Source organism: Elusimicrobiota bacterium, assembly GCA_028718185.1.
Lineage (GTDB): Bacteria > Elusimicrobiota > UBA8919 > UBA8919 > UBA8919 > JAQUMH01.
This window is the reverse complement of the sequence record JAQUMH010000001.1, coordinates 96,595-120,119: the sequence shown is the minus strand read 5'-3', so window position 1 is coordinate 120,119 and position 23,525 is coordinate 96,595. Positions and strand designations below refer to the sequence as shown.

At 35.3% G+C, this 23,525-nt stretch carries 22 protein-coding genes; 20 read left to right on the top strand and 2 right to left on the bottom strand.

Features of this window, described 5'->3' with window-relative positions:
* The first annotated feature begins 30 nt into the window (after positions 1-30).
* From PHE88_00610 to PHE88_00530, 17 genes are all read left to right on the top strand, one after another.
* Positions 31-789 (top strand): ABC transporter ATP-binding protein, encoded by a 759-nt coding sequence (locus tag PHE88_00610; protein ID MDD5686321.1) that lies wholly within the window; start codon positions 31-33, stop codon positions 787-789.
* 3 nt (positions 790-792) lie between these two features.
* The gene (locus PHE88_00605; GenBank protein ID MDD5686320.1) at positions 793-1,608 is read left to right on the top strand and encodes an MlaD family protein; all 816 of its coding nucleotides are present in this window, start codon (positions 793-795) and stop codon (positions 1,606-1,608) included.
* A 2-nt stretch (positions 1,609-1,610) separates the two neighbouring features.
* Positions 1,611-2,975: a DNA repair protein RadA gene (radA, locus tag PHE88_00600; GenBank protein MDD5686319.1), complete on the top strand. Its 1,365-nt coding sequence runs from the start codon at positions 1,611-1,613 to the stop codon at positions 2,973-2,975.
* A 107-nt stretch (positions 2,976-3,082) separates the two neighbouring features.
* A complete protein-coding gene (locus PHE88_00595) occupies positions 3,083-4,072 on the top strand; it encodes a PIN domain nuclease (protein ID MDD5686318.1) in 990 nt (329 codons plus the stop codon).
* Between the two features lie 8 nt (positions 4,073-4,080).
* Positions 4,081-4,725: a 2-C-methyl-D-erythritol 4-phosphate cytidylyltransferase gene (gene ispD / locus PHE88_00590; GenBank protein MDD5686317.1), complete on the top strand. Its 645-nt coding sequence runs from the start codon at positions 4,081-4,083 to the stop codon at positions 4,723-4,725.
* Between the two features lie 317 nt (positions 4,726-5,042).
* Positions 5,043-5,510, top strand: a complete 468-nt coding sequence (gene ispF / locus PHE88_00585) for a 2-C-methyl-D-erythritol 2,4-cyclodiphosphate synthase (protein ID MDD5686316.1) — start codon at positions 5,043-5,045, stop codon at positions 5,508-5,510.
* Positions 5,504-6,901: a cysteine--tRNA ligase gene (gene cysS / locus PHE88_00580; protein MDD5686315.1), complete on the top strand. Its 1,398-nt coding sequence runs from the start codon at positions 5,504-5,506 to the stop codon at positions 6,899-6,901. The genes ispF and cysS overlap by 7 nt, the downstream gene beginning before the upstream one ends.
* Entirely contained in the window at positions 6,898-7,680 is a 783-nt protein-coding gene (rlmB, locus tag PHE88_00575) for a 23S rRNA (guanosine(2251)-2'-O)-methyltransferase RlmB (GenBank protein ID MDD5686314.1), read from the top strand. Before cysS ends, rlmB begins: the two co-directional genes overlap by 4 nt.
* A gap of 143 nt (positions 7,681-7,823) precedes the next feature.
* Positions 7,824-8,009 carry a flagellar FlbD family protein gene (locus PHE88_00570; protein MDD5686313.1) on the top strand — a complete coding sequence of 62 codons (186 nt, stop codon included), beginning with the start codon at positions 7,824-7,826 and terminating at the stop codon, positions 8,007-8,009.
* 49 nt (positions 8,010-8,058) lie between these two features.
* Positions 8,059-8,856, top strand: a complete 798-nt coding sequence (locus PHE88_00565; protein ID MDD5686312.1) for a MotA/TolQ/ExbB proton channel family protein — start codon at positions 8,059-8,061, stop codon at positions 8,854-8,856.
* A 6-nt stretch (positions 8,857-8,862) separates the two neighbouring features.
* Positions 8,863-9,507, top strand: a complete 645-nt coding sequence (locus tag PHE88_00560) for a flagellar motor protein MotB (GenBank protein ID MDD5686311.1) — start codon at positions 8,863-8,865, stop codon at positions 9,505-9,507.
* Complete coding sequence (gene ppdK / locus PHE88_00555) at positions 9,508-12,234, top strand: pyruvate, phosphate dikinase (protein ID MDD5686310.1); 2,727 nt, start codon at positions 9,508-9,510, stop codon at positions 12,232-12,234.
* A gap of 22 nt (positions 12,235-12,256) precedes the next feature.
* Positions 12,257-12,823 (top strand): tetratricopeptide repeat protein, encoded by a 567-nt coding sequence (locus PHE88_00550; GenBank protein MDD5686309.1) that lies wholly within the window; start codon positions 12,257-12,259, stop codon positions 12,821-12,823.
* Positions 12,824-12,825: 2 nt separating this feature from the next.
* On the top strand, positions 12,826-13,641 hold the full coding sequence (locus PHE88_00545; GenBank protein MDD5686308.1) for a hypothetical protein: 816 nt from the start codon (positions 12,826-12,828) through the stop codon (positions 13,639-13,641).
* A gap of 4 nt (positions 13,642-13,645) precedes the next feature.
* Positions 13,646-14,332: a tetratricopeptide repeat protein gene (locus PHE88_00540; GenBank protein ID MDD5686307.1), complete on the top strand. Its 687-nt coding sequence runs from the start codon at positions 13,646-13,648 to the stop codon at positions 14,330-14,332.
* Positions 14,325-14,759 carry a hypothetical protein gene (locus tag PHE88_00535; protein ID MDD5686306.1) on the top strand — a complete coding sequence of 145 codons (435 nt, stop codon included), beginning with the start codon at positions 14,325-14,327 and terminating at the stop codon, positions 14,757-14,759. The genes PHE88_00540 and PHE88_00535 overlap by 8 nt, the downstream gene beginning before the upstream one ends.
* Before the next feature lie 58 nt (positions 14,760-14,817).
* A complete protein-coding gene (locus PHE88_00530) occupies positions 14,818-16,152 on the top strand; it encodes a VWA domain-containing protein (GenBank protein MDD5686305.1) in 1,335 nt (444 codons plus the stop codon).
* Positions 16,153-16,180: 28 nt separating this feature from the next.
* Here the strand turns inward: PHE88_00530 and PHE88_00525 are convergent, their stop codons facing one another.
* The gene (locus tag PHE88_00525) at positions 16,181-16,711 is read right to left on the bottom strand and encodes a DUF2148 domain-containing protein (protein MDD5686304.1); all 531 of its coding nucleotides are present in this window, start codon (positions 16,709-16,711) and stop codon (positions 16,181-16,183) included.
* 59 nt (positions 16,712-16,770) lie between these two features.
* Positions 16,771-18,969 carry a transglycosylase domain-containing protein gene (locus PHE88_00520; GenBank protein MDD5686303.1) on the bottom strand — a complete coding sequence of 733 codons (2,199 nt, stop codon included), beginning with the start codon at positions 18,967-18,969 and terminating at the stop codon, positions 16,771-16,773.
* Between the two features lie 97 nt (positions 18,970-19,066).
* On the opposite strand from PHE88_00520, the gene PHE88_00515 reads away from it, so the two are divergent.
* Genes PHE88_00515 through ilvC form a run of 3 tightly spaced genes read left to right on the top strand, consistent with a single transcriptional unit; the run spans position 19,067 to position 23,398 of the window.
* The gene (locus PHE88_00515) at positions 19,067-21,175 is read left to right on the top strand and encodes a YfhO family protein (protein MDD5686302.1); all 2,109 of its coding nucleotides are present in this window, start codon (positions 19,067-19,069) and stop codon (positions 21,173-21,175) included.
* Positions 21,166-22,332, top strand: a complete 1,167-nt coding sequence (gene tyrS / locus PHE88_00510; protein MDD5686301.1) for a tyrosine--tRNA ligase — start codon at positions 21,166-21,168, stop codon at positions 22,330-22,332. The genes PHE88_00515 and tyrS overlap by 10 nt, the downstream gene beginning before the upstream one ends.
* Positions 22,333-22,336: 4 nt before the next feature.
* On the top strand, positions 22,337-23,398 hold the full coding sequence (gene ilvC / locus PHE88_00505) for a ketol-acid reductoisomerase (protein MDD5686300.1): 1,062 nt from the start codon (positions 22,337-22,339) through the stop codon (positions 23,396-23,398).
* Positions 23,399-23,525: the final 127 nt, after the last annotated feature.

Sequence of the window (23,525 nt, the reverse complement as noted above, 5' to 3'; positions counted from 1 at the left end):
ACGCGAATTCACGCGCAAAGTATTTATAGTATGATAAAAATTGTCAATCTTTATAAATCGTTCGGCAGGAATACGGTTCTTAATGGTGTTAATCTTGAAATAAAAGACGGTGAAACGATTACAATTATCGGCGGTAGCGGTTGCGGGAAATCTGTTTTGATAAAACATATTGTCGGACTTTTAAAACCCGATAGCGGTGAAATATATGTTGATGATATGGAAATAACGAAACTTGATGAAGAGTCGCTTTCAGAAGTCCAAAAAAAATTTGGTTTTCTTTTCCAGGGAGCTGCGCTTTTTGATTCGTTGACCGTAGGCGATAATGTTGCTTTTGGTTTAAGAAATCTTAAGAATTTACCTGAGGACAAAATATCATTAAAAGTAAAAGAATGTCTTTCTATGGTTGGTCTTGAAGGTATTGAAAGAATGAAGCCGTCGGAGCTTTCCGGTGGAATGAAAAAAAGAGTTGCTTTAGCACGGGCGATTGCTACTGACCCGAAATATATTTTTTACGATGAACCAACAACAGGAATAGATCCTATTATGGCAGATGTAATTAACGATTTAATTATTCATCTTCAGAAGACTTTAAATATAACCTCAATTGTTGTTACTCACGATATGAAGAGTGCTTATAAGATTTCCAATCAAGTCGCTATGCTTTATGAAGGAAAAATTATCGGTTCCGGTAGTCCGGATGAAATAAAAATGACGGATAATCAATATATGAAACAGTTTACTACCGGTTCTTCAATAGGACCAATAAAAATGAAAGTGAGAGAGAGGTAAATTATGAAACAAGAAACAAAAGTGGGCATGGTGATTATTGTCGGTTTGTTAGTTTTTGCCATTGCTATTATGATTTTATCGGGTGTACGGGTTTTTGAAAGAGGATACAAAATTAATATTTTATTTAACGATATCCAGGGTTTGCTAAAACAGGCAAAAGTGCAAGTCGCCGGTGTCAATGTCGGTTATGTAAAAGATATCATACTGGAAGGTGATAGAGCACGAGTTAACGTGTGGCTTAATAGTGACGTTAAAATTCATAAGGATTCAGCAGCTTATATATTCTCTTCCGGGATTATAGGTGTAAAGTTCATTCAGCTGACTTCCGGAACTACGTTTTATGAACTTTTGAAAGATGAGGATGTTATTACAGGTGTTGATCCTATCTCAATTGATAAAATGTTTGAGAAAACACAAACTGCGGTAAATTCGCTTCTTGATTCATTAAAGGGTTTAACCGGAGATACAAGTATAAAAATGACAATTGATAACCTGAATAAGTTTTCTAGTGATTTAACTGTTATATCGAGAGAAGTGAGAAAATCAGTTTCAGACGGCAGGTTTGACCGTATTTCAAAAAAATTAGACAATACGCTTACTTCTTTGGAAAGTCTTTCGAAGTCAGCAGAAAACGGCGACGGGCTGCTTGGTAAACTTTTTTCTGATAAGAAGCTTGAAAAAGATTTCAGGGAGACTATTTCCAGTATGCGGGTTTTTAGTAAAGTAATGGAGGATGCTCCTTCCAGTTGGATTGTGGATGATAAAAAAGCAAAAGAAATTAAAAAGAATCTGGAAAAAGAAACTAAAAAAGAACAATGAAAATGGCAAAAGAAACAACTCAATTTATATGCCAGGAATGCGGGTATCAATCCACAAAGTGGCTGGGTAAATGTCCAGACTGCGAGAAATGGAATTCTTTTGTTGAAGAACATAAAGTACCGACAAACAGAGGCAGAACACCTATAACAAGTTTTTCATCGCAAGTAAAAAAGATTGATGAAATATCAGATACGTTGTGTCTGAAGAATAGATATCAGACGACAATAAATGAGTTTGATAATTTGCTTGGCGGCGGGGTTGTAGACGGGCAAATGATTTTAGTCGGTGGGGAACCCGGTATAGGAAAATCAACGTTACTTTTGCAGGTAGCAGGTCATCTTTCCAGGCAGTTTAATTGCTTGTATGTTTCCGGTGAGGAATCAATTGAACAATTGAAGCTGCGGGCTAACCGGCTAAAAATTAAAGATGGTAATCTGTTCTTAGTGTCAGAAACATTGCTTTCTGAAATAGTTTTAAAAATTAAAGAAAACAAACCAAAATTTGTTTTTATTGATTCAATACAGACAATGTATCGTGATGATATTGAATCAGCTCCCGGCAGTGTTTCACAGGTAAGGGAGACAACAGCAGAGCTTTTAAATATAAGTAAATCACTTTCCATTACAACGTTTATATGCGGGCATGTTACAAAGGAAGGTACACTTGCAGGTCCCAGGGTTTTGGAGCATATTGTTGATACTGTCCTTTATTTCAGTTCTGAACAACACCATACATATCGTATTTTGAGATGTTTTAAAAACAGGTTCGGTTCTACAAATGAGATAGGAATTTTTGAAATGCAGGAAGATGGGTTAAAAGAAGTTAAAAATCCGTCTGAAATATTCATCGGTGACAAACCAAAAAATGTTTCAGGTAGCGTAATAACCTGCATTATTGAAGGTGTTCGCCCCATTTTATTAGAAGTCCAGGCGTTAGTATCATCTACTCCGCTTCCTGTTCCAAGAAGGCAATTTTCCGGACCTGACTATAACAGGGTAACAATTATTATTGCGGTTTTAGAAAAACGTATAGGACTTCGGCTTTCAAATCAGGATATTTTTGTAAATGTGGTCGGTGGTATTAAGACAAAAGAACCGTCTTCAGATTTAGCGGTTGCTTGTGCGATTGCTTCCGCGGCAGGAAATTTTACCGTACCGGTCAAGATAGGAATTGTCGGTGAAGTGGGATTGACAGGCGAAGTAAGGGCTGTAACACATATATCTCAGAGGTTAAGTGAATTTGAAAAGCTCGGGTTTGAAAAGTGTATAATTCCGAAAGTAAACTCAAAAGGAATTGATGGAAAATCAGGAATGAAAATCATTCCTGTTGAAACAGTATTTGAAGCAATAGAAAAAATTAAAAGTTGAAAGCGTCGTAGAGTCAGAGGGTCGTGGGGTCGTGGGATTGTGGGATTGGAGATTTGACTTAACAGACTCTATGATGTTAAGGACGCTATGACGCTTTTGGGGGTTTTATGTTTATTTGGTTAATTAGATCGTTTATTATTATCGCAGGACCTATTGTCGGCTGGTTCCAGATTTCAAAAGATGCAAAAGGAATTTTAATAGGAGTTGGTACGGCATTAGTTGTTATTTTTGTGGAAATTATTATTGAAATGATACCGCTTGACTCAATTGTCGCGGGCTGTCTCGGTGCAATTCTTGGATTGATTACTGCAAAACTTCTAGATTATTCAGTTTATTTGATGGAAGATGTAAAATTAGATGCATTTATGAAAACATATTCTATTTTTATAAAAATAATTCTTGCATATTTAGGTTTTATAATTGCAATAAGAAAAAAAGAAGAGCTTTCTTTGTTAGATAAGGATATACATCTATCATCTAAAAAAAGGCAGGATGATTTAAAAATATTAGACACATCGGCAATTATTGACGGGAGAATTTTAGATGTTGTAGAGACAAATTTTATTTCAGGGATAATTGTAGTTCCTGAATTTATAGTTTCAGAGTTGCAAACATTAGCGGATTCAGCAGATTCAATAAAGAGGCAGCGCGGGCGGCGGGGACTTGAGTTGCTTGGTAAAATCCGGCAAAATCAAAAAGTAGTTGTAAAGATTTTTGAAAAAGATTATCCTGAGATAAAACAAACAGATGCAAAAGTGCTGAAACTAGCCGAGGACCTGAAAGCAAAAATTATCACAACCGATTTTAATCTTAATAAGGTTGCTTCTGTACATGGTGTTGCGGTGTTGAATATTAATGAATTGGCGGGAGTTGTGAAGCCTGTACTGCTTCCGGGTGAAACACTTAATATTTACCTTATGAAGGAAGGAAAAGAAAAAAAACAGGCAATTGCATATTTGGATGACGGGACTATGATTGTTGTTGAAAATGGTCGGGGATTTCTTGGTAAAAAAGTTGACGTTGTTGTGTCAAATGTTTTGCAGACATCAACCGGGAGAATGATTTTTGCCAATTTCAAGGAAGAGGCGGAAAGATAAGTATTTTTATGAGAATAGCCGCAGTTATAGTTGCAGCCGGAAGAGGTAAGAGGTTCGGTTCAAAAAAACAGTTTGTTCTGCTTCAGATAGACGGCAAAAAACAAGTATTGGAAATAACGCTCTCCATATTTTTAAAAATTCAACAGATAAAAGAAATAGTTGTTGTCTTGCCAAAAGAAGATTTAAAGCGAAAATTTAATTTTTCAACCCGTGTTAAAATTATTGCAGGGGGAGCAACAAGGCAGCACTCTGTGTATAACGGGTTATCAGCACTTTCGGCAGATACGGATATTGTTGTTATTCATGACGGGGTCCGTCCGTTCATATCAGATAAAATCATTAAAGACAGTATTTCAACAGCAAGAAAAAGCAGTGCTTGTGTTGCGGTTGTTCCGGTTAAAGATACGGTAAAAATTGTCAAAAATGGATATGTAATTTCTACTCCTGAAAGAAAAAATATTTTTCTTGCCCAAACACCGCAAACATTTAAATATTCGCTTATAATGAAAGCATATAAAAAGGCGTTTGAAGCTAAATATTTTTCGACTGATGATTCAGCACTTGTTGAAAAGTTAGGTAAAAAAGTAAAAGTTATAACAGGTGACTATAAAAATATAAAGATAACAACCAAACAAGATATCGCTCGCAAGTAAATTTTCTTGAGTCGCTCGGCACCAACTCGCTCTGAGATTTGCTCTTGAAAGAGTAGTCGCAAATCTAGGCTCTGCGAAAATTTCTTGCTTCGCTCTAATATTAAATATATGCACGGGAGTAAATTTCTTCGAGACGCTCCCTTGAGGTCGCTCTAGCATTTGCTCCTGGAACGAATAAGTCGCAAATTCAGGCTCTTCAGAAATTTCTCCCTCGCTCCGCGATGAAGTCAAAGTAAAATGTTTAATAAAGAAACGAATTAAATGTTTTTTAATACATGAACATTTGAACACGTGAACACATGAACGCATTTAGCAGTATTCGGGTCGGTTTTGGTTACGATATTCACAAATTAGTCAAAGGCAAGCCTCTTTTGTTGGGTGGTGTAAAGATACCTTTTTCTAAAGGGTTATTTGCCCATTCTGATGGTGATGTTCTTTTGCATGCAATTTGTGATTCGCTTCTCGGTGCATCGAATCTTGGTGATATAGGGCAGCATTTTCCTAATACAAGTAAAAAATATAAAAACATTTCCAGTTTGATTTTACTTAAAGAAACATGTAATTTATTAAGAAAAGCCGGTTACAGAATAATAAATATCGATTCAATGGTTGTCGCCCAGCAGCCGAAGATTTTTCCATATATTAAAGAGATGAAAAACAAAATATCGAAAATTGTTGCAAATGTAAATATAAGTGTAAAGGCGACCACAAACGAAGGAATTGGGGATATAGGCAAAGGCAAAGCAATATGTGCTTATGCTGTATGTTTGATTGAAAAATGTTAAAAGTTTATAATACGCTATCCGGGAAAAAAGAAGAATTTATACCTATTGATAAAAATGGTAAAAATATCAACATGTATGTTTGTGGAGTTACGCCATATGATGAAGTTCATTTGGGGCATGCCAGATGTTATGTTGTTTTCGATGTTATTCGCCGTTATTTAAAATATAAAGGTTATAAAGTTAAATACATCCAAAATTTCACTGATATAGATGATAAGATAATAAAAAGAAGTAATGAGTTAGGGGTAACGAGTAATGATTTGGCAGAAAAATACATAAATGAATATTTTGAACAGATGGATAAACTTAATATTTTGCGTGCTGATTCATATCCAAAAGTAACTGAAAAAATAGAAGATATAAAGAAATTTATCCAAAAAATAATTGATAATGGTTACGCCTATATCATAGATGGTGATGTTTATTTTTCAGTAAGAAAATTTAAGGATTATGGGAAACTTTCAAAAAGAGATATAGAGAATTTAAGGAGTGGAGCAAGAGTTGGAGTAGATGAGAGAAAAAATGATCCGCTGGATTTTGCGCTTTGGAAAAAAGCAAAAGAGAATGAACCCTCATGGGACAGTACTTGGGGAAAAGGACGTCCAGGCTGGCATATTGAATGTTCCGTAATGTCGCTAAATGAGTTTGGTCATGAAACATTTGATATACACGGTGGCGGGCAGGACCTGATTTTCCCGCATCATGAAAATGAAATTGCGCAATCAGAAGCAGCACTTGGAAAACAGTTTGTAAAATACTGGATACATAATGGGTTTGTAACCATAAATAAAGAAAAAATGTCAAAATCACTTGGCAATTTTTTTACATTAAGGGAAATTTTTGAAAAATATGACCCAATGGTTGTCCGGTATATGTTGCTGACACAACATTACAAACAACCTCTGGATTTTACACAAGATAAGCTTGAACAGGCCAAAAGTGCTATTGAAAATATTTTTAATATTATAGAGAAGACAAAAGAAGTGCCTATAACTAAAAATATCGTATTTGAAAATACTGGGATTGATAAAGAATTTGTTAAATCTATGGATGATGATTTTAATACATCAGGTGGATTGGCTTGTATTCATGAGCTTGTTACAAAATTAAATGGTTTTTATGAGGATTTGGTTGAGCAACCGGACAAAAATGAAATTAAAGAGTCTATTTTTGAATATAAAAGCAAGGTTTTAGAACTTTGTAATGTTTTCGGGTTGTTGGTTGAAAGAAAAATTGAAATTCCGGAGATTGTTAAACTTCTTGCTAATCAGCGTGAAGAGGCAAGAAAATCTAAGAACTGGAAACTTTCAGATGAATTGAGAGAAAAAATTAAAGGAGAGGGATTTGAGGTGGAAGATACAAAATCTGGTCCCAAAATAAAAAAACTATGAATACTGAAATTATTTTTGGTCGTCATCCTGTTCTTGAAGCATTGACTGCGGGTAAAAGAAATTTTAGGAAAGTTTTAGTCGCAAAAAAGTACGAAGGTGAAATTGTTGAAAAAATAATAGCACTTGCAAGAAAAAAAAATATTCTGGTACAGTTTGTGGACGGTAAGAAACTTATTGCGTATTCGGGAAACCATCAGGGTGTCGTTGCGTATGTGTCTCCGAAAGAATACTGGCAATTTGAACAACTGCTTGCTTTTGTCAGAGATAAAAAAGATGCGGTAGTTTGTATACTTGACGAGATTGAAGACCCTCAGAATCTTGGTACAATTATCCGTTCTGCTGTATGCTTTGGGGTTGATGCTATAGTTACCCAGCAGAGGGCTTCTGCAGGAATTTCAACCGGAACGGCAAAAGCATCAGCGGGAGCTATTGAATATATACCCATTGTACGGGTTGTTAATGTTGTTCAGGCGATAGAATCGCTCAAAAAAAGCGGTTTTTGGGTTTATGGTGCCGATATGTCGGGAGAACCGGTTTTTCAGAAAAAAATAGAAGGAAAAATAGCAATTGTAATTGGTAACGAAGGCAGCGGGTTGAGACGGCTTACAAAAGAGAGATGTGATTTCTTAATAAAGATTCCAATAACAGGAGAAATAAATTCTTTAAATGCCGCTATGTCTGCATCTATAATTTTCTATGAAGTAAATCGTCAACGAGGGCAAGCACTTGACAATTCGGTTGAAAGTGATATAATTAAAGATAGGGGGTTAAAATCTTAATTCTTCGTGATACTTACGGAGAATGAAAGTAAAATATATTATTCCCCCTAGTTTTGTCGTAGACAAAACTGACAGGGGGATACGTTTTTAGCATTCATTCCTTGAATTAAATCATAAGGTTTTCTGCAAAAAACTATCAAATAGTGGTTAAATTAACTAAACTCAACGATAAAGAAATATTTTTAAATCCTGATTTGATTGATAGTATGGAGTGTCATCCTAACACAACTATTCTTTTAACTACAGGTGTAAAAATTATTGTTAAAGAAAAGCCGGAAGAAGTAATAGACAAAATTGTTGAATTTAAAAAAAGAATATTTTCTAAATAATGCTGATAGATGGCTGCAGATTTATCAGCGTTAATCAGTGAGGTGTTAAATGGATATAGCAACATTTACAGGTATAATTGTATTTCTTGGATTTGTTTTTGCTTCTATTTTTATGTCGGAAGGTATCGGAGGTTTTAAACCGTTTATAAATGTGGAAGCATTTTTAGTTGTTATTGGCGGTACTTTCTGTGCATTACTCGTAAATTACCCGTTGAGCCAGGTTTTAGGGGTGAGAAAAGTCTTAAAAAAAGTTCTTTTATCAATTGGCGAAGATACTACAGAAATAGTAAGTACATTTGTTAATTTTACAAAAAAAGCGAGAACAGAAGGGCTTCTCTCTCTTGAATCTGACGTAAAGAATATTAAGAATGATTTTATGAGGCGTGGTGTACAGCTTGTAATAGATGGATTTGATTCGGAATTTATAAGGAATATGACAGAAACAGAAATAGGATTTATCAGGGAGAGGCATAAGGTTGGCCAGGAAATTTTCAATTCATTGGGGACATATGCGCCGGCTTTTGGAATTATAGGTACTGTTCTCGGAATGATACTTTTATTAAGTGGAGTAGATGATGTTTCAATGGTCCCAAAAAGAATGGCATTGGCTCTTGCTGCAGCATTTTACGGGCTTTCTGCCGGATACCTGTTGTTTTATCCGATGGCAGGAAAGTTGAGACGGCGTAGTGAAGAAGAACTATTGGTAAAAGAAATTATAATTCGCGGAGTGTTGCTTTTGCAGTCAGGTGTAAGCCCGTTAATAATGGAGTCGAATTTGAAAGCGTATCTTGAACCGGCACAGCGGCTTGCTGTAAAAACAGCTAAGACTACTACTAATCAAGTATAAAAACTTATGTCAATATTAAAACCACCAAGAGGATACATTTCTGAAACTGATGCAAGAGTTTCACAAGTGGGACATGCAGCACCTCCATGGCTTATAAACTATGCTGACTTAATGACGGAATTAGCTGCATTTTTTATAATGATGTATGCTATGGCATCTGCACTTTCAGGTACAATGCAGAAGGCAACAAAAGAAGTAAAAGAAACTATGAAACAGGAAGGAATAGCCGGTGAAGCAAAAATGACTAAAGAGGGATTAAAGATTACATTTGAAGAGCAACAAAGTGTTCCTTTTTTTGTTTCAGGTAGTGCTGAACTTCTTCCTGCAATGAAACAGTATATTAACAAAATAACACCGGTATTGAAAAAAGGACTTGCACTAAAAAATAACGTTCTTATTGTTGAAGGTCATACGGATAATGTTCCAATAGCAACAACTCAATTTGCATCCAATTGGGAGCTTTCAACTGCGCGCGCGACAAATGTTGTAAAATATATTATAAGTCAGGGAATTTCACCTGAAAAAATGGCAGCGATTGGATATGGAGAACACAAGCCGATAGTTCCAAATGATTCAGATGCAAATAAAGCTAAAAATAGAAGGGTGGTGTTTTTAATAAAACTGGTTTCACCAGAAGGGGAGGCAAAGTAAATGGCAAAGAAGTATGTTTATTTTTTTGGTAAGGGACATGCAGATGGAAATGAAAAGATGAAGAATCTTTTGGGTGGCAAGGGTGCAAATCTTGCAGAAATGGTAAAAATCGGACTTCCGGTTCCTGCCGGATTTACTATCACAACAGAGGTTTGTACAGCTTATTATAAAAATAAAAAGAAATATCCGAAAGAACTTAAAAAGCAAGTTGAAGACTCATTAAAAAAAGTTGAAAAACTAATGGGTTATAAGTTTGGTGATAAAGAAAATCCTTTACTTGTGTCCGTAAGAAGCGGCGCGAGGAAATCAATGCCCGGTATGATGGAGACGGTATTAAATGTAGGGCTTAATAATGAAACGAGAGAAGGGCTAATCAAAAAAACAAATAATCCAAGATTTGTTTACGATGCACATCGCCGTCTTATACAGATGTATTCTGATGTTGTAATGGAAAAAGCAGCAGGTATTGAGCCTGCGGAAGGTAAAGGTGTACGTCAACAGCTTGAAAAAGAACTTCATAAAATGAAAGAGAAAAGAGGTGTTAAGCAGGATACGGATCTTACTGCTGAAGATTTAAAAGAACTTGTTGAGATATATAAAGCAAAGGTAAAAGAAGTTTTGGGAAAAGATTTTCCGGAAGACCCTATGGAACAACTTTGGGGCGGAGTCGGCGCTGTTTTTCAATCTTGGAACGGTAGGAGAGCTATATCTTACCGCAAAATAGAAAATATTCCGGAAGAATGGGGAACTGCAGTAAATGTTCAGGCAATGGTTTTTGGAAATATGGGTAATTCTTCTGCTACCGGAGTAGCATTTACCAGAAATCCTGCAACAGGTGAAAAAGTATTTTATGGTGAATGGTTAGTTAATGCTCAGGGTGAAGATGTTGTTGCGGGTATCAGAACGCCGAATCCTATAAATGAACAGGGTAAAACTGAACACAATAAGCATCTTTCTTCACTTGAAGTGAAGATGCCTGAATTATATAAGCAGCTTGATACTATTCAAATTAAACTTGAAAAGCATTATAAGGATATGCAGGATATTGAGTTTACTATTCAGGAAGGTATTCTTTGGATGCTTCAGTGTCGTGTCGGTAAAAGGAATGGTCCTGCTGCGGTAAGAATGGTTGTTGATATGGTAAAAGAAAAATTTATTTCTAAAGAAATGGCAGTAGTTCGCGTTACTCCTTCTCAGTTGGACGAACTTTTGCATCCGATTGTTGACCCTGCTGCAGAAAAAAATTCAAAACCAATAGCAAAAGGACTTCCTGCTGGTCCTGGTGGTGCTACGGGAATGATTGTTTTTTCTGCATCCGACGCTGTCCAGTGGAAAAAGGATGGAAAGAACGTTATTCTTGTAAGAGAAGAAACTAACCCGGAAGATGTTGAAGGTATGCGTGCTGCGAATGCGATTTTAACTGCAAGAGGCGGGATGACATCTCACGCAGCGCTTGTTGCACGGGGTTGGGGTAAATGTTGTATTGTCGGAGCCGGCGAGCTTCGCATAGATTACAAGGATAAAACACTAAAAACAGGAGATGTCACATTAAAAGAAGGTGACTGGCTTACGTTGAATGGTTCAAAAGGCTATATTTACAATGGCCAACTTCCAATGGTAAAAGCTGCCGAAGAGAATCCATATTTTGTGGAGTTTGTGAAAATATGCGATTCTGTGAAGAAACTCGGCGTCAGGACAAACGCCGATACTCCCGATGATGCAAAAAGAGCCAGGAGTTTCGGTGCTGAAGGAATCGGGCTTTTTAGAACTGAACACATGTTTTATGGAAAAAACTCTGAACAACCGTTGTTTTTATTAAGAAAAATGATAATTTCTAAGGATTTAGAAGAAAGGAAAAAAGCTCTTGCTGAACTTTTTCCTTTTGTTAAAAGTGATATAAAAGGAACTCTTTCTGCAATGGAAGGTTTCCCGGTAGTTGTCCGTCTTCTTGACCCGCCGCTTCATGAATTTGTTCCAAAAAGGGAAGATGAACGAAAAAAACTTGCGGAAAGTTTAGGAATAGGTAGTGAGGAATTTAATAAAAGGGCAGATGCTCTACATGAATCAAATCCTATGATGGGTCATCGGGGAGTTCGTCTGGGAATTACCTATCCTGAAATCACAGAGATGCAGGTTAGGGCAATTTTTGAGGCATCGGCAGAACTTATAAAGGAAGGCAGAAAAATCATTCCTGAAATAATGATTCCTGTTGTAGGAGTAGATAACGAAATTAAAGACCAGAAGATTATTGTTGAGAAGATATATAAGGAAGTGATTCTAAAGTTCGGAATAAAGAAGATTCCTTATCTTTTCGGGACAATGATTGAGATTCCGCGAGCAGCACTGACTGCTGGTAAAATTGCGGGAATTTCAGAGTTTTTCTCTTTTGGAACTAATGACCTTACACAAATGGGGTTTGGTTTTTCACGGGACGATATAGGCGGGTTCATGCCTGATTATTTAAATAAGAATATTCTTCCTTGTGACCCGTTTGCAACTATTGATTTCGAGGGTATAGGTGAGTTAATAAAAATTGGAATAGAAAGAGGACGAAAAACTAAAAAGAATTTAGAAGTAGGAATTTGCGGTGAACATGGCGGCGACCCGGAATCGGTAAAGTTCTGCCATCGTGTAGGTATGAATTATGTTTCTTGTTCTCCGTTCAGGGTACCAATTGCCAAACTTGCTGCTGCTCAAGCAGTAGTAGAAGGCAAATTGAAAAAGTAAATATTTTATAAGTGAGGGAAGAATGATAAAAGCTAAAGATTTCTTGTTTCTTGCTTCTTGCTTCTTGTTTCTTGTTTTATCTTCCGGTTGTTCTACAAATAGGGCAATAAGAACGGGTGATTATTGGGGGAACCAGGCAGCGGTACAACAATTCCAAAGGGCAGAAAAATATTACTACGATGGTAAATATAATGAAGCAATTGCTGAATACCAGTATTATATCGACCAATTCGGTGATATTTATTATGGAGATGAAGCACAAAAAAAAATCTCTGAATCATTTGTCAGAATGAATCAATGGAATGAAGCGGCTGAATCATACGAAGAACTTACTAATAAGTTTCCAAAGAGTCAATATGCATCATGGGCTTTAGATGAATCGGCAAAAATTTACGAACAGATTTCAAATTTCAGGGAAGCGGTCAGGATTTACCAGAGAATAATTGAGGAATATTACACTATGCCGCAGAGACCGGATGCTGTAAAAAAGATAAAGGAAATACTACTTACAAAATATTCTGAAAACAGATGGGCTAAAAAGAAAATAGAAGAGATTGATAAAATAATTATAAAAAAACAAACGGAGTAATTATGAACGACAGAATAAGTCCGAAGTCCGATGTCCAATGTCCGATGTCTAAAGGCAAAGGTTCAATGTGGAAAACAAAGATTTTTAATATGCTTTTCCTACTTCCTACTTTCTACTTCCTACTTACTGTCTTTACTGGTTGTGCCGGTTTTCCGTTAATCGGGAAAAAGTCAACAGGTAAGATTACTACAATAAACGAGAATTTGAGCCCGGACCGTTTGGCTGATTTATCAATTACTAAAAAACTTGCCGGTTATAAAAAATTTATGTTTTTTTCGAGCCCCAATTATACTGACTGGTTTGAGGGATTTTTAAAAGGTGAAATTGTTGATGAAGAAGGAGTCCCGCTGGCAGATATTCAGGTAATGGTTGACGGTATAGGTTATGAAAATGCAGTAACTGATGTTAATGGTGTATATAAAATTAGGTTTTCGATTCCCATTGTTAAAGGTATTGCCGATGCAAACGGTAAGCTAATAATTCATCCAAAATGGGAATCTGAGCTTGAAATTAAGGGAGTTTCTTACCAGCCGACTATTAAAGATGCGCCATTCAGGATTTATTATAATGGAAATGCAGGGGGGATTGTTGCGTTGAATGAAGGTAAACTTCCTCCGAAAATAAATGTAAAAAGGGTTACACTTTCACAATATAAATTAGATACTCATAAAAAAGAAGTGATTGAAAAAGATGTAGCAGAAAAATCAAAGGAAAAACCAGCCGATAAGCCTGCAGATAAAAACCAGGGAAAGCCGGCTAAAAAAGAATCAGATTTTGGCGGTGATCTTTTTAAACAATTGGAAGATTTTAACAAGTGAGATAATGTTAAAAAAGCTTATTTGTTTTTTTATTTTAATTTCTATTTTGGCACCTGTTTTCTCTCAAACAAGAGAGGAATCATCACAATATTATCTGGAAGGATTGAAGTTGTATAATGAAAAAAAATATGATTCGGCAATCGAAAGTTTTGCTAAAGTTTTGAAAATTGCACAAGAAAACTATTTAAAAGAAATTGAAGCAACTGCTTTGAATAATATCGGGTTATGTTATAAGAACAAAGGTGAATATAAAAAAGCTATACAGTTTTATTTGCAATCATATGAAATAAAGAAAATGTTTGATAATAAATCAGATATGGTGGTGGTGTTGAACCATCTTGCTATTGCATATGAAAAGTTAGAAGATTATGAAAATGCATTAAAAACATACGATGATATTTTACGTATGCTTAATAGTTTGAAAAACGACAAGCTTAAAGCAATAACTTTAAATAGTATAGGTGATATGTATTTTTATTTACGTAAGCATAACCAGGCGATAGATTATTACCAAAAATCTTACGAAATAAGCTCTAAAATAAACAATGGTTACCTATCTGCAGAATCACTAAGAAAAATCGGCAGAATATATCAGGAAGAAGGCGACAATAATGAATCCCTGAGACTTTTTAATAAAGCATATGTAATAGAGAAAAACATCAAGGAAAAGGAGAATGGCAAAGATGAATAATGAAATTGATAAAAGAAGTCTGAAGACACTTGTTAGAAAAAAAAGAATGCAGATGAAATATCTTTTAACGATAGTTTTTACTATTATTGCAATGATGATTATAGTTGTATTGACAATATATATATCATTTCTTTTCGGACTAGAAAAGATATCTTTGGAATATTATACTTTGGGTAAAATAAAAGATATGCTTTTATGGTTAAATGCTATAATATTGGTTGAGACAATAATTTTTGTTGCAATTGCTTCCTGGCTGAGTTTAGGACTTTCTCATAAAATAGCGGGACCTTTATACAGGATAGAGAAAGTGATAAAAGAAGGGCTTGATAACGGGGAATTGATTGAGATTAAAATTCGAAAAAACGATGAGTTACATGAATTCGTTGAAGTTCTCAATGAGCTTATAAGAAAAAAAACAAATAAATAACAAAGACAAAATCCATAATTATAAAATGTTGACAAGTGTTTTTAAAAAGAGTTTAAGTGTGTTTCTGACACTTGCTCTTTTTTTAATTTGCGGCATGTCTTTTGTTTTCCCGCAGGCTAAAAATAAAAACATTGAGATTATACTTGACGCATCTGTAAGTATGAACGGTGAAATTAACGATGATAAAAAAATAGATATTGCCAGAAAAACAATCTTAAAAATACTTTCAGATATCTCACCAAGTACTTCATCTTATTTTAGGATAGGGTTAAGGACTTTTGGTGAAGAAAAAGATATTGATTATAAAAAGGATTCCCAGCTTCTTATTCCGCTTGAAGAATTAAATCTTAAAGAATTCGAATATAAACTTAATAATATAATTCCAAGCGGTTATAGCCCGATAGCATATTCTTTGCTAATGGCAAGTTATGATTTTCCAATAGGCGGCAACAATATGATTATTCTTATTACTGATGGACGGGAGAGTGGTGGTGGCGACCCTGTCGTTGTTGCAAAGCAGCTTAGAAATGAAGGTTTTAATATTGTCATAAATGTTATTGGTTATGCTGTTGGGAAAGAAGACGAACAAATGTTAAAAGAAATTGCTGTTGTTTCAAGTGGAACATATAGTGCTGTTAATAATAGTAAAACTTTAGAAGAAAATATTAGGGGTATTATCGGATATGAAAATCTTATGGAAAAACCGAAAGAAAGAATAAAATTAAAACAAGATACTTGGGAAAGCAAAGAACCTTTTAGTGCTATGGAGTATTCATTGTTTTTTCCCGGTTTAGGTCAAATCTATACAGATAGACCAATAAAAGGAATTATTGATTTTGTTTCAGAATGGATGCTGATAGGTTTTAATTATAATATTACACAGATACATGAATATAAAAGTAACCCTTTAGCTTCATTTCCAAAAGATTTTCTTGATTTTTCTTGTTTAAGCTTTTATCTTTCAAGTAGTATCGGTGCATATCTTTATGCGGAGAACAGGAATAATAAGGAACATTGGGAGATGAAATCACCAGAGGGCGCATTTTTAAGATCAGTTGTCCTTCCGGGTTGGGGACAACTATATATTGGCGATAATCCGGAAGCAGGACTTTCTTATATTTGCTGGACAGGATTTTTTTATTACAAATTGGTCAATCCGATACCGGGAGGAATTAATGGTGACAGTTCTGATAGAAAAAATATTAGAACTGATTGCAGGAACATCCTAAGGTTAATATATGGTCTTCAGATGCTTACTTTTATTTCTGCTGAAATGCATAATAACGAGGCAGTGGAATATCAGAGATTTGCAAAAAACAATTATGATATATATTTTGGTTCCCTGAGAAACACCAATTTTGTTCCTGCGCTATTTGTAAGAAGAACATTTTAGTTTTTGCTGAAAGAGGTACAAAAACTATTCACTTTCTTTCAAAAAAAATATTTTTACCGGAAGCTGAAAGTGGTATTCCAAAAGCGATTTTTACATTATCACCAAATAGTTTGTTTTTTATTGTTGTATAACCCGCTGTATACATGACCCTGTTGTCAATACGATTATCTGCAGCTACAGATACTGCGGATCCAACTGCAATTCCTAGATCACCGGAATTATAAGAGCATACGCCTTTCTTTTCTTCACAATTTTTACAAGTATCAAACCCGCAAAAACCACAATCCAGTCCAATTGTAGAAATTTTGGTTCCTATTAAAACGATTGCGGTCGCTTTTCTAACGCATTCAGCGTCTCTTAAAAATGTGTTTGTTCTATACCCGCTATTGGCTACTTCAATCATTTTATCGATAAGTTCATCTTTTTCTTTGCCATCTAAAATTAAAGTAACTATATTGTCAATACCTCTTGCTTTTGGTGCAGTTCTCGCTGCAACACACATAATATTAGCAACAGTTATAATTCCGCTTATTTCTGCATTATTAGATTCAATTTTCATACATCCTCCTGGTTTTATCTGCGTTTATCTGAGATATCTGCCTAAATCTGCGGTTTTCTCTAGAATCCGCCTTCTGAATCATTATTAATTGTAGGTAAAACAGGTGCAGGTTTGGTTGTACCGTCAACAAGATTTGTTTTTGTTACTGATATTGCCGGAACAGTTGATGCATTTACTTCCGTTTCATCATCAATTTTTTTTATCTTGCTTTGTGTGGCTATGTCTTTACTAAACGAGAATTCCTTAGGTTCTGTTCCTGTAATGAATGATTCAAGATATGTTTCTTTTGAATTACCTAATGATAAAAGTCCTGTTTTAGGGTCAATTTTTACGAATGTTATGTTAGATGGAGGTGAGAAGTCTATTGTTGGCTGACCCTTGAGGGACGCTCTCATGAATTCAGTCCATATTGGACACGCAATTCGTCCCCCCGTCATTTTATTACCAAGCGATTGGTGGTTATCATAACCAACCCATACACCACATACAAGTTGAGGGGTATAACCAATAAACCATGCATCTGCACAATCATTAGTTGTACCTGTTTTTCCTGCAGCCGGTCTTCTTAACTCTTTGGCATTTACACCTGTTCCGTGTTCTATAACGCCCCTTAAAAGATTTGTCATTATAAATGCCGTCTGAGGTGTTATTACATCTTTTTCTTCAGGAGCATATTCTTCCAATATCCTGCCTTTACTGTTTAAAATTCTTACAATTGAGTAAGGAATTGTTTTAATGCCTGAATTAGCTAAGCATTCAAAAGCAGAAGTCATTTCTTTTAGCGTAACTTCTGATGAGCCGAGTGCAAGTGATAATGTTGCTGTTAGCGGGGATTCTATGCCAAGTTGCTTTGCATAATATGCCACTACTGTCGGACTGATTTTTTCAGTTATTTTTATAGAACAAATATTTAGAGAATGTTCAAGTGCTTTTCTTAAAAGAACTAATCCGTAAAATTTTTCCGAGTAATTTTGTGGTTTCCATAAGACCTTTTCATTTGGATTTTTTGCTTCTTTATCTTTTTTTATAAGATTGTTAAGTAAAATTTTATCCTGGACATCTGAAAAATCGGTTGTGTTTGATAAGAGTTCCCAATCTCTGCCGTTGTTGAAAAATGTAACCGGTGTGTCTTCTATAATTGATACGGGTGTAAATCCATTTTCAATAGCAGCAGTATAAACAAAAGCTTTAAAAGAACTGCCGGGTTGCCGTTGTGCCTGGAAAACCCTGTTAAATTGACTTGTCTGAAAGTTTCTACCTCCGACTAAAGCTCTTATTCCACCAGTTTTAACATCCAAACACAAAAGTGCACCTTCTACCGGACTGGTTGATTTTTTTAAAGAATCAAAGTTTGTAAGATTTCGCTGAAAAACACTTTCTGCTGCTATCTGCATTTTTTTGTCAAGTGTTGTATAAATTTCAAGTCCGCCTTCGTATAACTGACTTCCATATTTTACCTCAAGCGACTGTCTGATATTATCAATAAAATGAGGTGCTATTTTAGTTGTTATAAATGGCGGTGCTATAACAATGTTTTTTTCTTCTGCTATTTTTTTTTGTTCATTTGTAATAAAACCGACATCCCGCATCCTTGCTAAAACGATTGCTCTTCTTTGGATTGCTTTTTCTGGGTTTTTGAACGGCGAATACATAGATGGTGCTCTTGGTAAACCTGCTAATAATGCGCATTCTTCAAGGGTTAAATTTTGAACATTTTTTCCGAAGTAAAGTTTTGCAGCCGTGGTAATACCGTACGCGCCGCTTCCAAAATAAATTTGATTAAGATACATTTCTAAGATTTCATATTTTGAGTAATCTCGCTCTAATTGTAGTGCAAGAATTACCTCTTTAATTTTGCGCGTCAGGGTTTTTCTTCTGGATAAAAATATTATTTTTGAAAGTTGCTGGGTAATTGTTGAGCCACCTTCAACTACTCCTCCTGCTTTCAAATTGGAAACAAATGCACCGACAATCCTGTAAGGGTCAATCCCCCAATGGTTGAAAAAACGGGTATCTTCAATAGCAATTACTGCGTTTATCATGTCTTTTGGAATTTGAGAAATCGGTATAAAGGTTCTTTTTTCAGTAAAAAGCTCGGCAATCATTTCACCATTTATATCGTAAATTTTCGTGGTTAAAGAGGGGGTATAATTGATTAACTGAGCCGGATCCGGAATGTCGCCTAAATATTTTATCAGTCGCTCAATGAAAGCAAAAAACAGAATAACTCCAAGTGCCAAATAAATCCATTTTTTCATATTTTTATTATATCTTTGGATAACGATATTGTCAAGTGGTAAAAAATATGATAAAATAATAACGTTTAATAAAAAGGCATTCAAATTGAGAGGTCTCGTGAAAAAAAATGCTTCTATTATAATATTTTCAACAGTACTTACACTAATTTTTCTACCGAAAATATGTCTAATGACACATTTGCCGATTACACCGGGTCTGGGTGGAAGCGATATAACTGATTTGAATTTCCCATATAGACATTTTTTAGCAAATTCGCTTAAGAATTACAAAGTTCCTGTTTGGTCTAATCTGATTTGGTGTGGATATCCTCTTCATGCTGAGGGGCAGGGTGGGTTTTGTTATCCGCTAAATGTTATGTTATTCTCAGTTTTTCCGGCAGATATCAGTTTTAATCTGTCTTTTATTCTAAATTTCGTTCTGTGCACTTTTTTTAGTTTTTTATTTTTTGCCGAAATCGGACTTAAAAAGCAAACTGCTGTATTTTCTGCAACTATATTTTCTTTTTCCGGATTCTTTTTCTGTCATATTCAGCATTTGAATATGTTGAATGCTGTTATATGGTTTCCGTTGATTTTTTATTTTATAGAAAGATATTTAAAAAGCGGTGATTATAAAAACATCGCCGGTGCAGGGATTTCGTTTGGCATCCAAATTCTTGCAGGTTTTCCACAATTTGCATATTATACGTTAATATTTTCGTTTCTATACTTTTTTGTAGAAAAAGTTATTCCCCTGTCAGTTTTACAAAGTAAAACCGGGGGAAATGTCTTATATAGAGTTAAAGGTTTTTTGTTGTTTGTTCTGATTGGGTTGGGGATTTCTGCTATTCAGTGGCTTCCCACGCTTGAGCTTGTTAATTTTACTGCAAGAAAAACTGGTTTTGCAAAAGATCCTGCCAGATGGTGGTGGGCATATGATTTCTCAGATTTAATTACATGGCTGGTTCCTTTTAAATACGGTTTGCCTTTCAATAATTCATTTCACAAGTTGCACTCTATATTTATTGAGAATTCATTTTATATGAGCAAGATAGCATTTGTTACAGGAGTTATCGGATTGTTTTATAGATTTAAAAAAAATACATTTTTTGCAGTAACCGTAATATTAACTTTTATCATTGCACTTTCGTCATCTTTGGGAATTACAGCTTTTCTTGACAGTGTTCCCGGTTTTGAGCAGTTTCGTCTTCACCAGCGCATTTTAATTTTTACTGTTTTTTCATTATGTTTATTTTTTGGGTATATTTTTGAGAAGCTTAAAAATAATTTTTTAAAGATTCTTGTTTTTCTTTTAGTCGTTGCCGATTTATTTTACTTTGCCAATAAGCAAAATGCTTTTTATAAGAAGTCTGATTGGATGGATGCTCCGCCTGTAGTTGAATTTATGAAAAAGGATAAGAGCGACTACCGTGTATGGAACATAAATTCATATAATTTAGCATTTAATTGTGTTAATGGTTTTTCAGGTGAATTAATGCCATATCTTAATTATAGGAATTTTTTGCAACCCAATTCCAATATTATTTGGAATATTCCTGCAATAGAGGGTCACGGCGGGCTTCGTCCGAAAAGGTTTTATGAAATCTGGGATGAAATGATGAAAAGAGGAATTAGTTATGAAACATTGAGATTTATAGGTCTTGCCGGCGGGAAATATATAATTACAACATATAGTATAACATCGCCGTATCTTGACATAAAAAAAGAATATGAATATTATACAAGTCTGCCTGCGATAAAAATTTACGAAAATAAACTTTTCATGGAAAAGGCATTTTTTGTTAAAGATATGGTTTTAAGCAGCGAGGTAATTGAACAGATGTTCAATAAAGATTTTAATCCCGCACAGGCTGTGGTTTTAGAAGAAACTACTAGAAAATATCATTATACCGGAAAGGGTAATGTTAGTGTTAAGAAGTATTTAGACGGGGAGGTTGAAATAGAAGTGACTTCCGACAATGGCGGGTTTCTTGTTTTAACGGACTCTTTTTATCCCGGTTGGAAGGCATTTATAGACGGTCAAGAAACAAAGATATACAAAGCGGACTATATTTTTCGTGCCGTAGAAGTACCCCCGGACAGGCATTTAATCAGATTTGCATATAAGCCGTATTATTTCATAGTCGGAAAATGGGTGTCAGTTTTTTCATTATTTTGCTTGATTTTTTACTTATTTTTTGCTAAAATTAAAAATCTATGGATTTAAATGAACAATTATCTGAAATAAAACGAGGTATTGTTGAGATAATCTCTGAAGATGAATTAACAACAAAGTTAAAATCAGGGAAACAATTAAGAGTAAAGCTGGGTGTCGACCCAACGTCTCCTGATATACATCTGGGACATACGGTTGTTATTGAGAAATTAAAAACATTTCAGGAGTTCGGGCACAAAATTATTTTTATAATAGGTGATTTTACTGCAAGGATCGGTGATCCGTCCGGCAGGAGTGAAACCCGCCCTATGTTAAGTGAGGAAAAGATTTTAGAAAATGCGAAGACATATCAGGAACAGGTATTTAAGATTCTTGATAAAGAAAAAACAGAAATTAGATTTAACAGCCATTGGCTTTACTCATTAGGGCTTGACGGTCTTTTAGAACTGACAAAACATTCAACAGTTGCTCAAATGCTTGCCCGTTCAGATTTTGACCAGAGATATAAAAAAGGAGATGATATTACAATCCTTGAATTTTTGTATCCTCTTCTGACAGGATATGATTCTGTTGCAGTCAATAGTGATATAGAACTTGGTGGTACTGACCAGAAGTTTAATCTTTTAATGGCACGGGAAATACAAAGGGATTACGGGCAATTGCCGCAAGTTGTTATTACAATGCCGCTTTTGGAAGGAACAGACGGTATTCAGAAAATGTCCAAATCATATGGGAATTATATCGGTATTTCCGAACTACCATCAGAAATATTCGGAAAGATTATGTCGGTTTCCGATGAATTAATGTATAGATATTATGAACTCCTGACGCATGAAAACTTAGATGTTGTTAAGAAAGGGCATCCAAAGGAGATGAAGCAGAATCTCGCAAAAATCATTGTCAGTAAATTTTATTCAAAAGAGATTGCACAACAATCAGAAGAAGAATTTAATAAAATATTTTCCAATAAGGGATTACCATCACAAATAGAAGAATATACAGTATCGAAGGGCGAGATAAAGATATCGGAATTGCTTGTTGAAGCAGGGCTTTCGGAAAGCAAAAAAGAATCTGAGCGGCTGATTAAGCAGGGTGGAGTTAAAATCAACGAAGAAAAAATACAAGCGGATACAGTTATAAAAATAGACGGTGAAATTTTAGTTCAAGTCGGCAAAAGAAAATTCAAAAAAATTAAAAAGGGAGGGTAGAGCAATGGCAAAGATTGATTTTGGCGGAGTTATGGAAGAAGTTGTAACAAGGGAAGAATTTCCTTTGGCTAAGGCACAGGAAGTTTTGAAGGATGAAGTTGTTGCAGTAATCGGATATGGAGTTCAAGGTCCTGCACAGTCGATGAATATGAGAGATAATAAGATAAATGTTATTATCGGTCAGAGACCTGAGGAAAAAGCGTATTGGGACAAAGCTGTTGCTGATGGTTGGATACCCGGTAAAACACTTTTCAGTATTGAGGAAGCGGCACAGAAAGGAACAATAATACAGTATCTGATTTCCGACGCGGGACAGATGATGCAGTGGTCCAAGTTGAAACCATTTCTCACAAAAGGGAAAGCATTATATTTTTCACATGGTTTTTCTATTGTATATAAAGACCAGACAAAAGTTATACCGCCTAAAGATATAGATGTTATATTGGTTGCACCAAAAGGTTCAGGTCTATCTGTTAGAAGAAATTTTTTAAGTGGTAGCGGAATCAATTCGAGTTTTGCTGTTTTTCAAGATGCAACAGGAAAAGCCATGCAAAGAACACTTGCTCTCGGCATAGCTGTTGGTTCAGGTTTCCTTTTTCCTACAACATTTGAAAATGAAGTTTATTCAGATCTTACAGGTGAGAGAGGAACTCTGATGGGGGCGCTTGCCGGTATGTTTGAAGCGCAGTATAATGTTCTCAGGAAACATGGTCATAGTCCGTCCGAAGCATTTAATGAGACAGTTGAAGAACTTACACAGAGTTTGATAAGGCTGGTTGCCGAAAATGGAATGGATTGGATGTATGCAAATACCAGCACAACCGCCCAGCGAGGCGCACTTGACTGGTCACCAAAATTCAGGAAAGCCGTTGAGCCTGTATTTGATGAACTTTATGAAAGAGTTTTTTCCGGGAAGGAAACAAAGAGGGTAATTGAAATAAACAGTGCTTCTGACTACAGGGAAAAATTGGAAAAAGAGTTAAAGCAGATTAGAGAATCTGAAATGTGGCGAGCCGGTGCCGCCGTAAGGTCGTTGAGGCCTGAGAACTGGGGCAAAAAGAAATAGTAATTAATCGCGAATGACTACTTACGAATAGATGCAACATCACGAATACAACACGAATAATAGCAATTATTTATTCGTGAAAATTCGTGATAACATTTGTGATAAGTTATTCGTGATTGTAGTATTA

What these genes read in the sequence shown, in the direction of transcription:
- PHE88_00610 (MDD5686321.1), top strand. Translation starts at nt 31, where the DNA reads ATGATAAAAATTGTCAATCTTTATAAATCGTTCGGCAGGAATACGGTT.
- PHE88_00605 (MDD5686320.1), top strand. Translation starts at nt 793, where the DNA reads ATGAAACAAGAAACAAAAGTGGGCATGGTGATTATTGTCGGTTTGTTA.
- radA (MDD5686319.1), top strand. Translation starts at nt 1,611, where the DNA reads ATGGCAAAAGAAACAACTCAATTTATATGCCAGGAATGCGGGTATCAA.
- PHE88_00595 (MDD5686318.1), top strand. Translation starts at nt 3,083, where the DNA reads ATGTTTATTTGGTTAATTAGATCGTTTATTATTATCGCAGGACCTATT.
- ispD (MDD5686317.1), top strand. Translation starts at nt 4,081, where the DNA reads ATGAGAATAGCCGCAGTTATAGTTGCAGCCGGAAGAGGTAAGAGGTTC.
- cysS (MDD5686315.1), top strand. Translation starts at nt 5,504, where the DNA reads ATGTTAAAAGTTTATAATACGCTATCCGGGAAAAAAGAAGAATTTATA.
- rlmB (MDD5686314.1), top strand. Translation starts at nt 6,898, where the DNA reads ATGAATACTGAAATTATTTTTGGTCGTCATCCTGTTCTTGAAGCATTG.
- PHE88_00565 (MDD5686312.1), top strand. Translation starts at nt 8,059, where the DNA reads ATGGATATAGCAACATTTACAGGTATAATTGTATTTCTTGGATTTGTT.
- PHE88_00560 (MDD5686311.1), top strand. Translation starts at nt 8,863, where the DNA reads ATGTCAATATTAAAACCACCAAGAGGATACATTTCTGAAACTGATGCA.
- ppdK (MDD5686310.1), top strand. Translation starts at nt 9,508, where the DNA reads ATGGCAAAGAAGTATGTTTATTTTTTTGGTAAGGGACATGCAGATGGA.
- PHE88_00550 (MDD5686309.1), top strand. Translation starts at nt 12,257, where the DNA reads ATGATAAAAGCTAAAGATTTCTTGTTTCTTGCTTCTTGCTTCTTGTTT.
- PHE88_00545 (MDD5686308.1), top strand. Translation starts at nt 12,826, where the DNA reads ATGAACGACAGAATAAGTCCGAAGTCCGATGTCCAATGTCCGATGTCT.
- PHE88_00540 (MDD5686307.1), top strand. Translation starts at nt 13,646, where the DNA reads ATGTTAAAAAAGCTTATTTGTTTTTTTATTTTAATTTCTATTTTGGCA.
- PHE88_00535 (MDD5686306.1), top strand. Translation starts at nt 14,325, where the DNA reads ATGAATAATGAAATTGATAAAAGAAGTCTGAAGACACTTGTTAGAAAA.
- PHE88_00525 (MDD5686304.1), bottom strand. Translation starts at nt 16,711, where the DNA reads ATGAAAATTGAATCTAATAATGCAGAAATAAGCGGAATTATAACTGTT.
- PHE88_00520 (MDD5686303.1), bottom strand. Translation starts at nt 18,969, where the DNA reads ATGAAAAAATGGATTTATTTGGCACTTGGAGTTATTCTGTTTTTTGCT.
- tyrS (MDD5686301.1), top strand. Translation starts at nt 21,166, where the DNA reads ATGGATTTAAATGAACAATTATCTGAAATAAAACGAGGTATTGTTGAG.
- ilvC (MDD5686300.1), top strand. Translation starts at nt 22,337, where the DNA reads ATGGCAAAGATTGATTTTGGCGGAGTTATGGAAGAAGTTGTAACAAGG.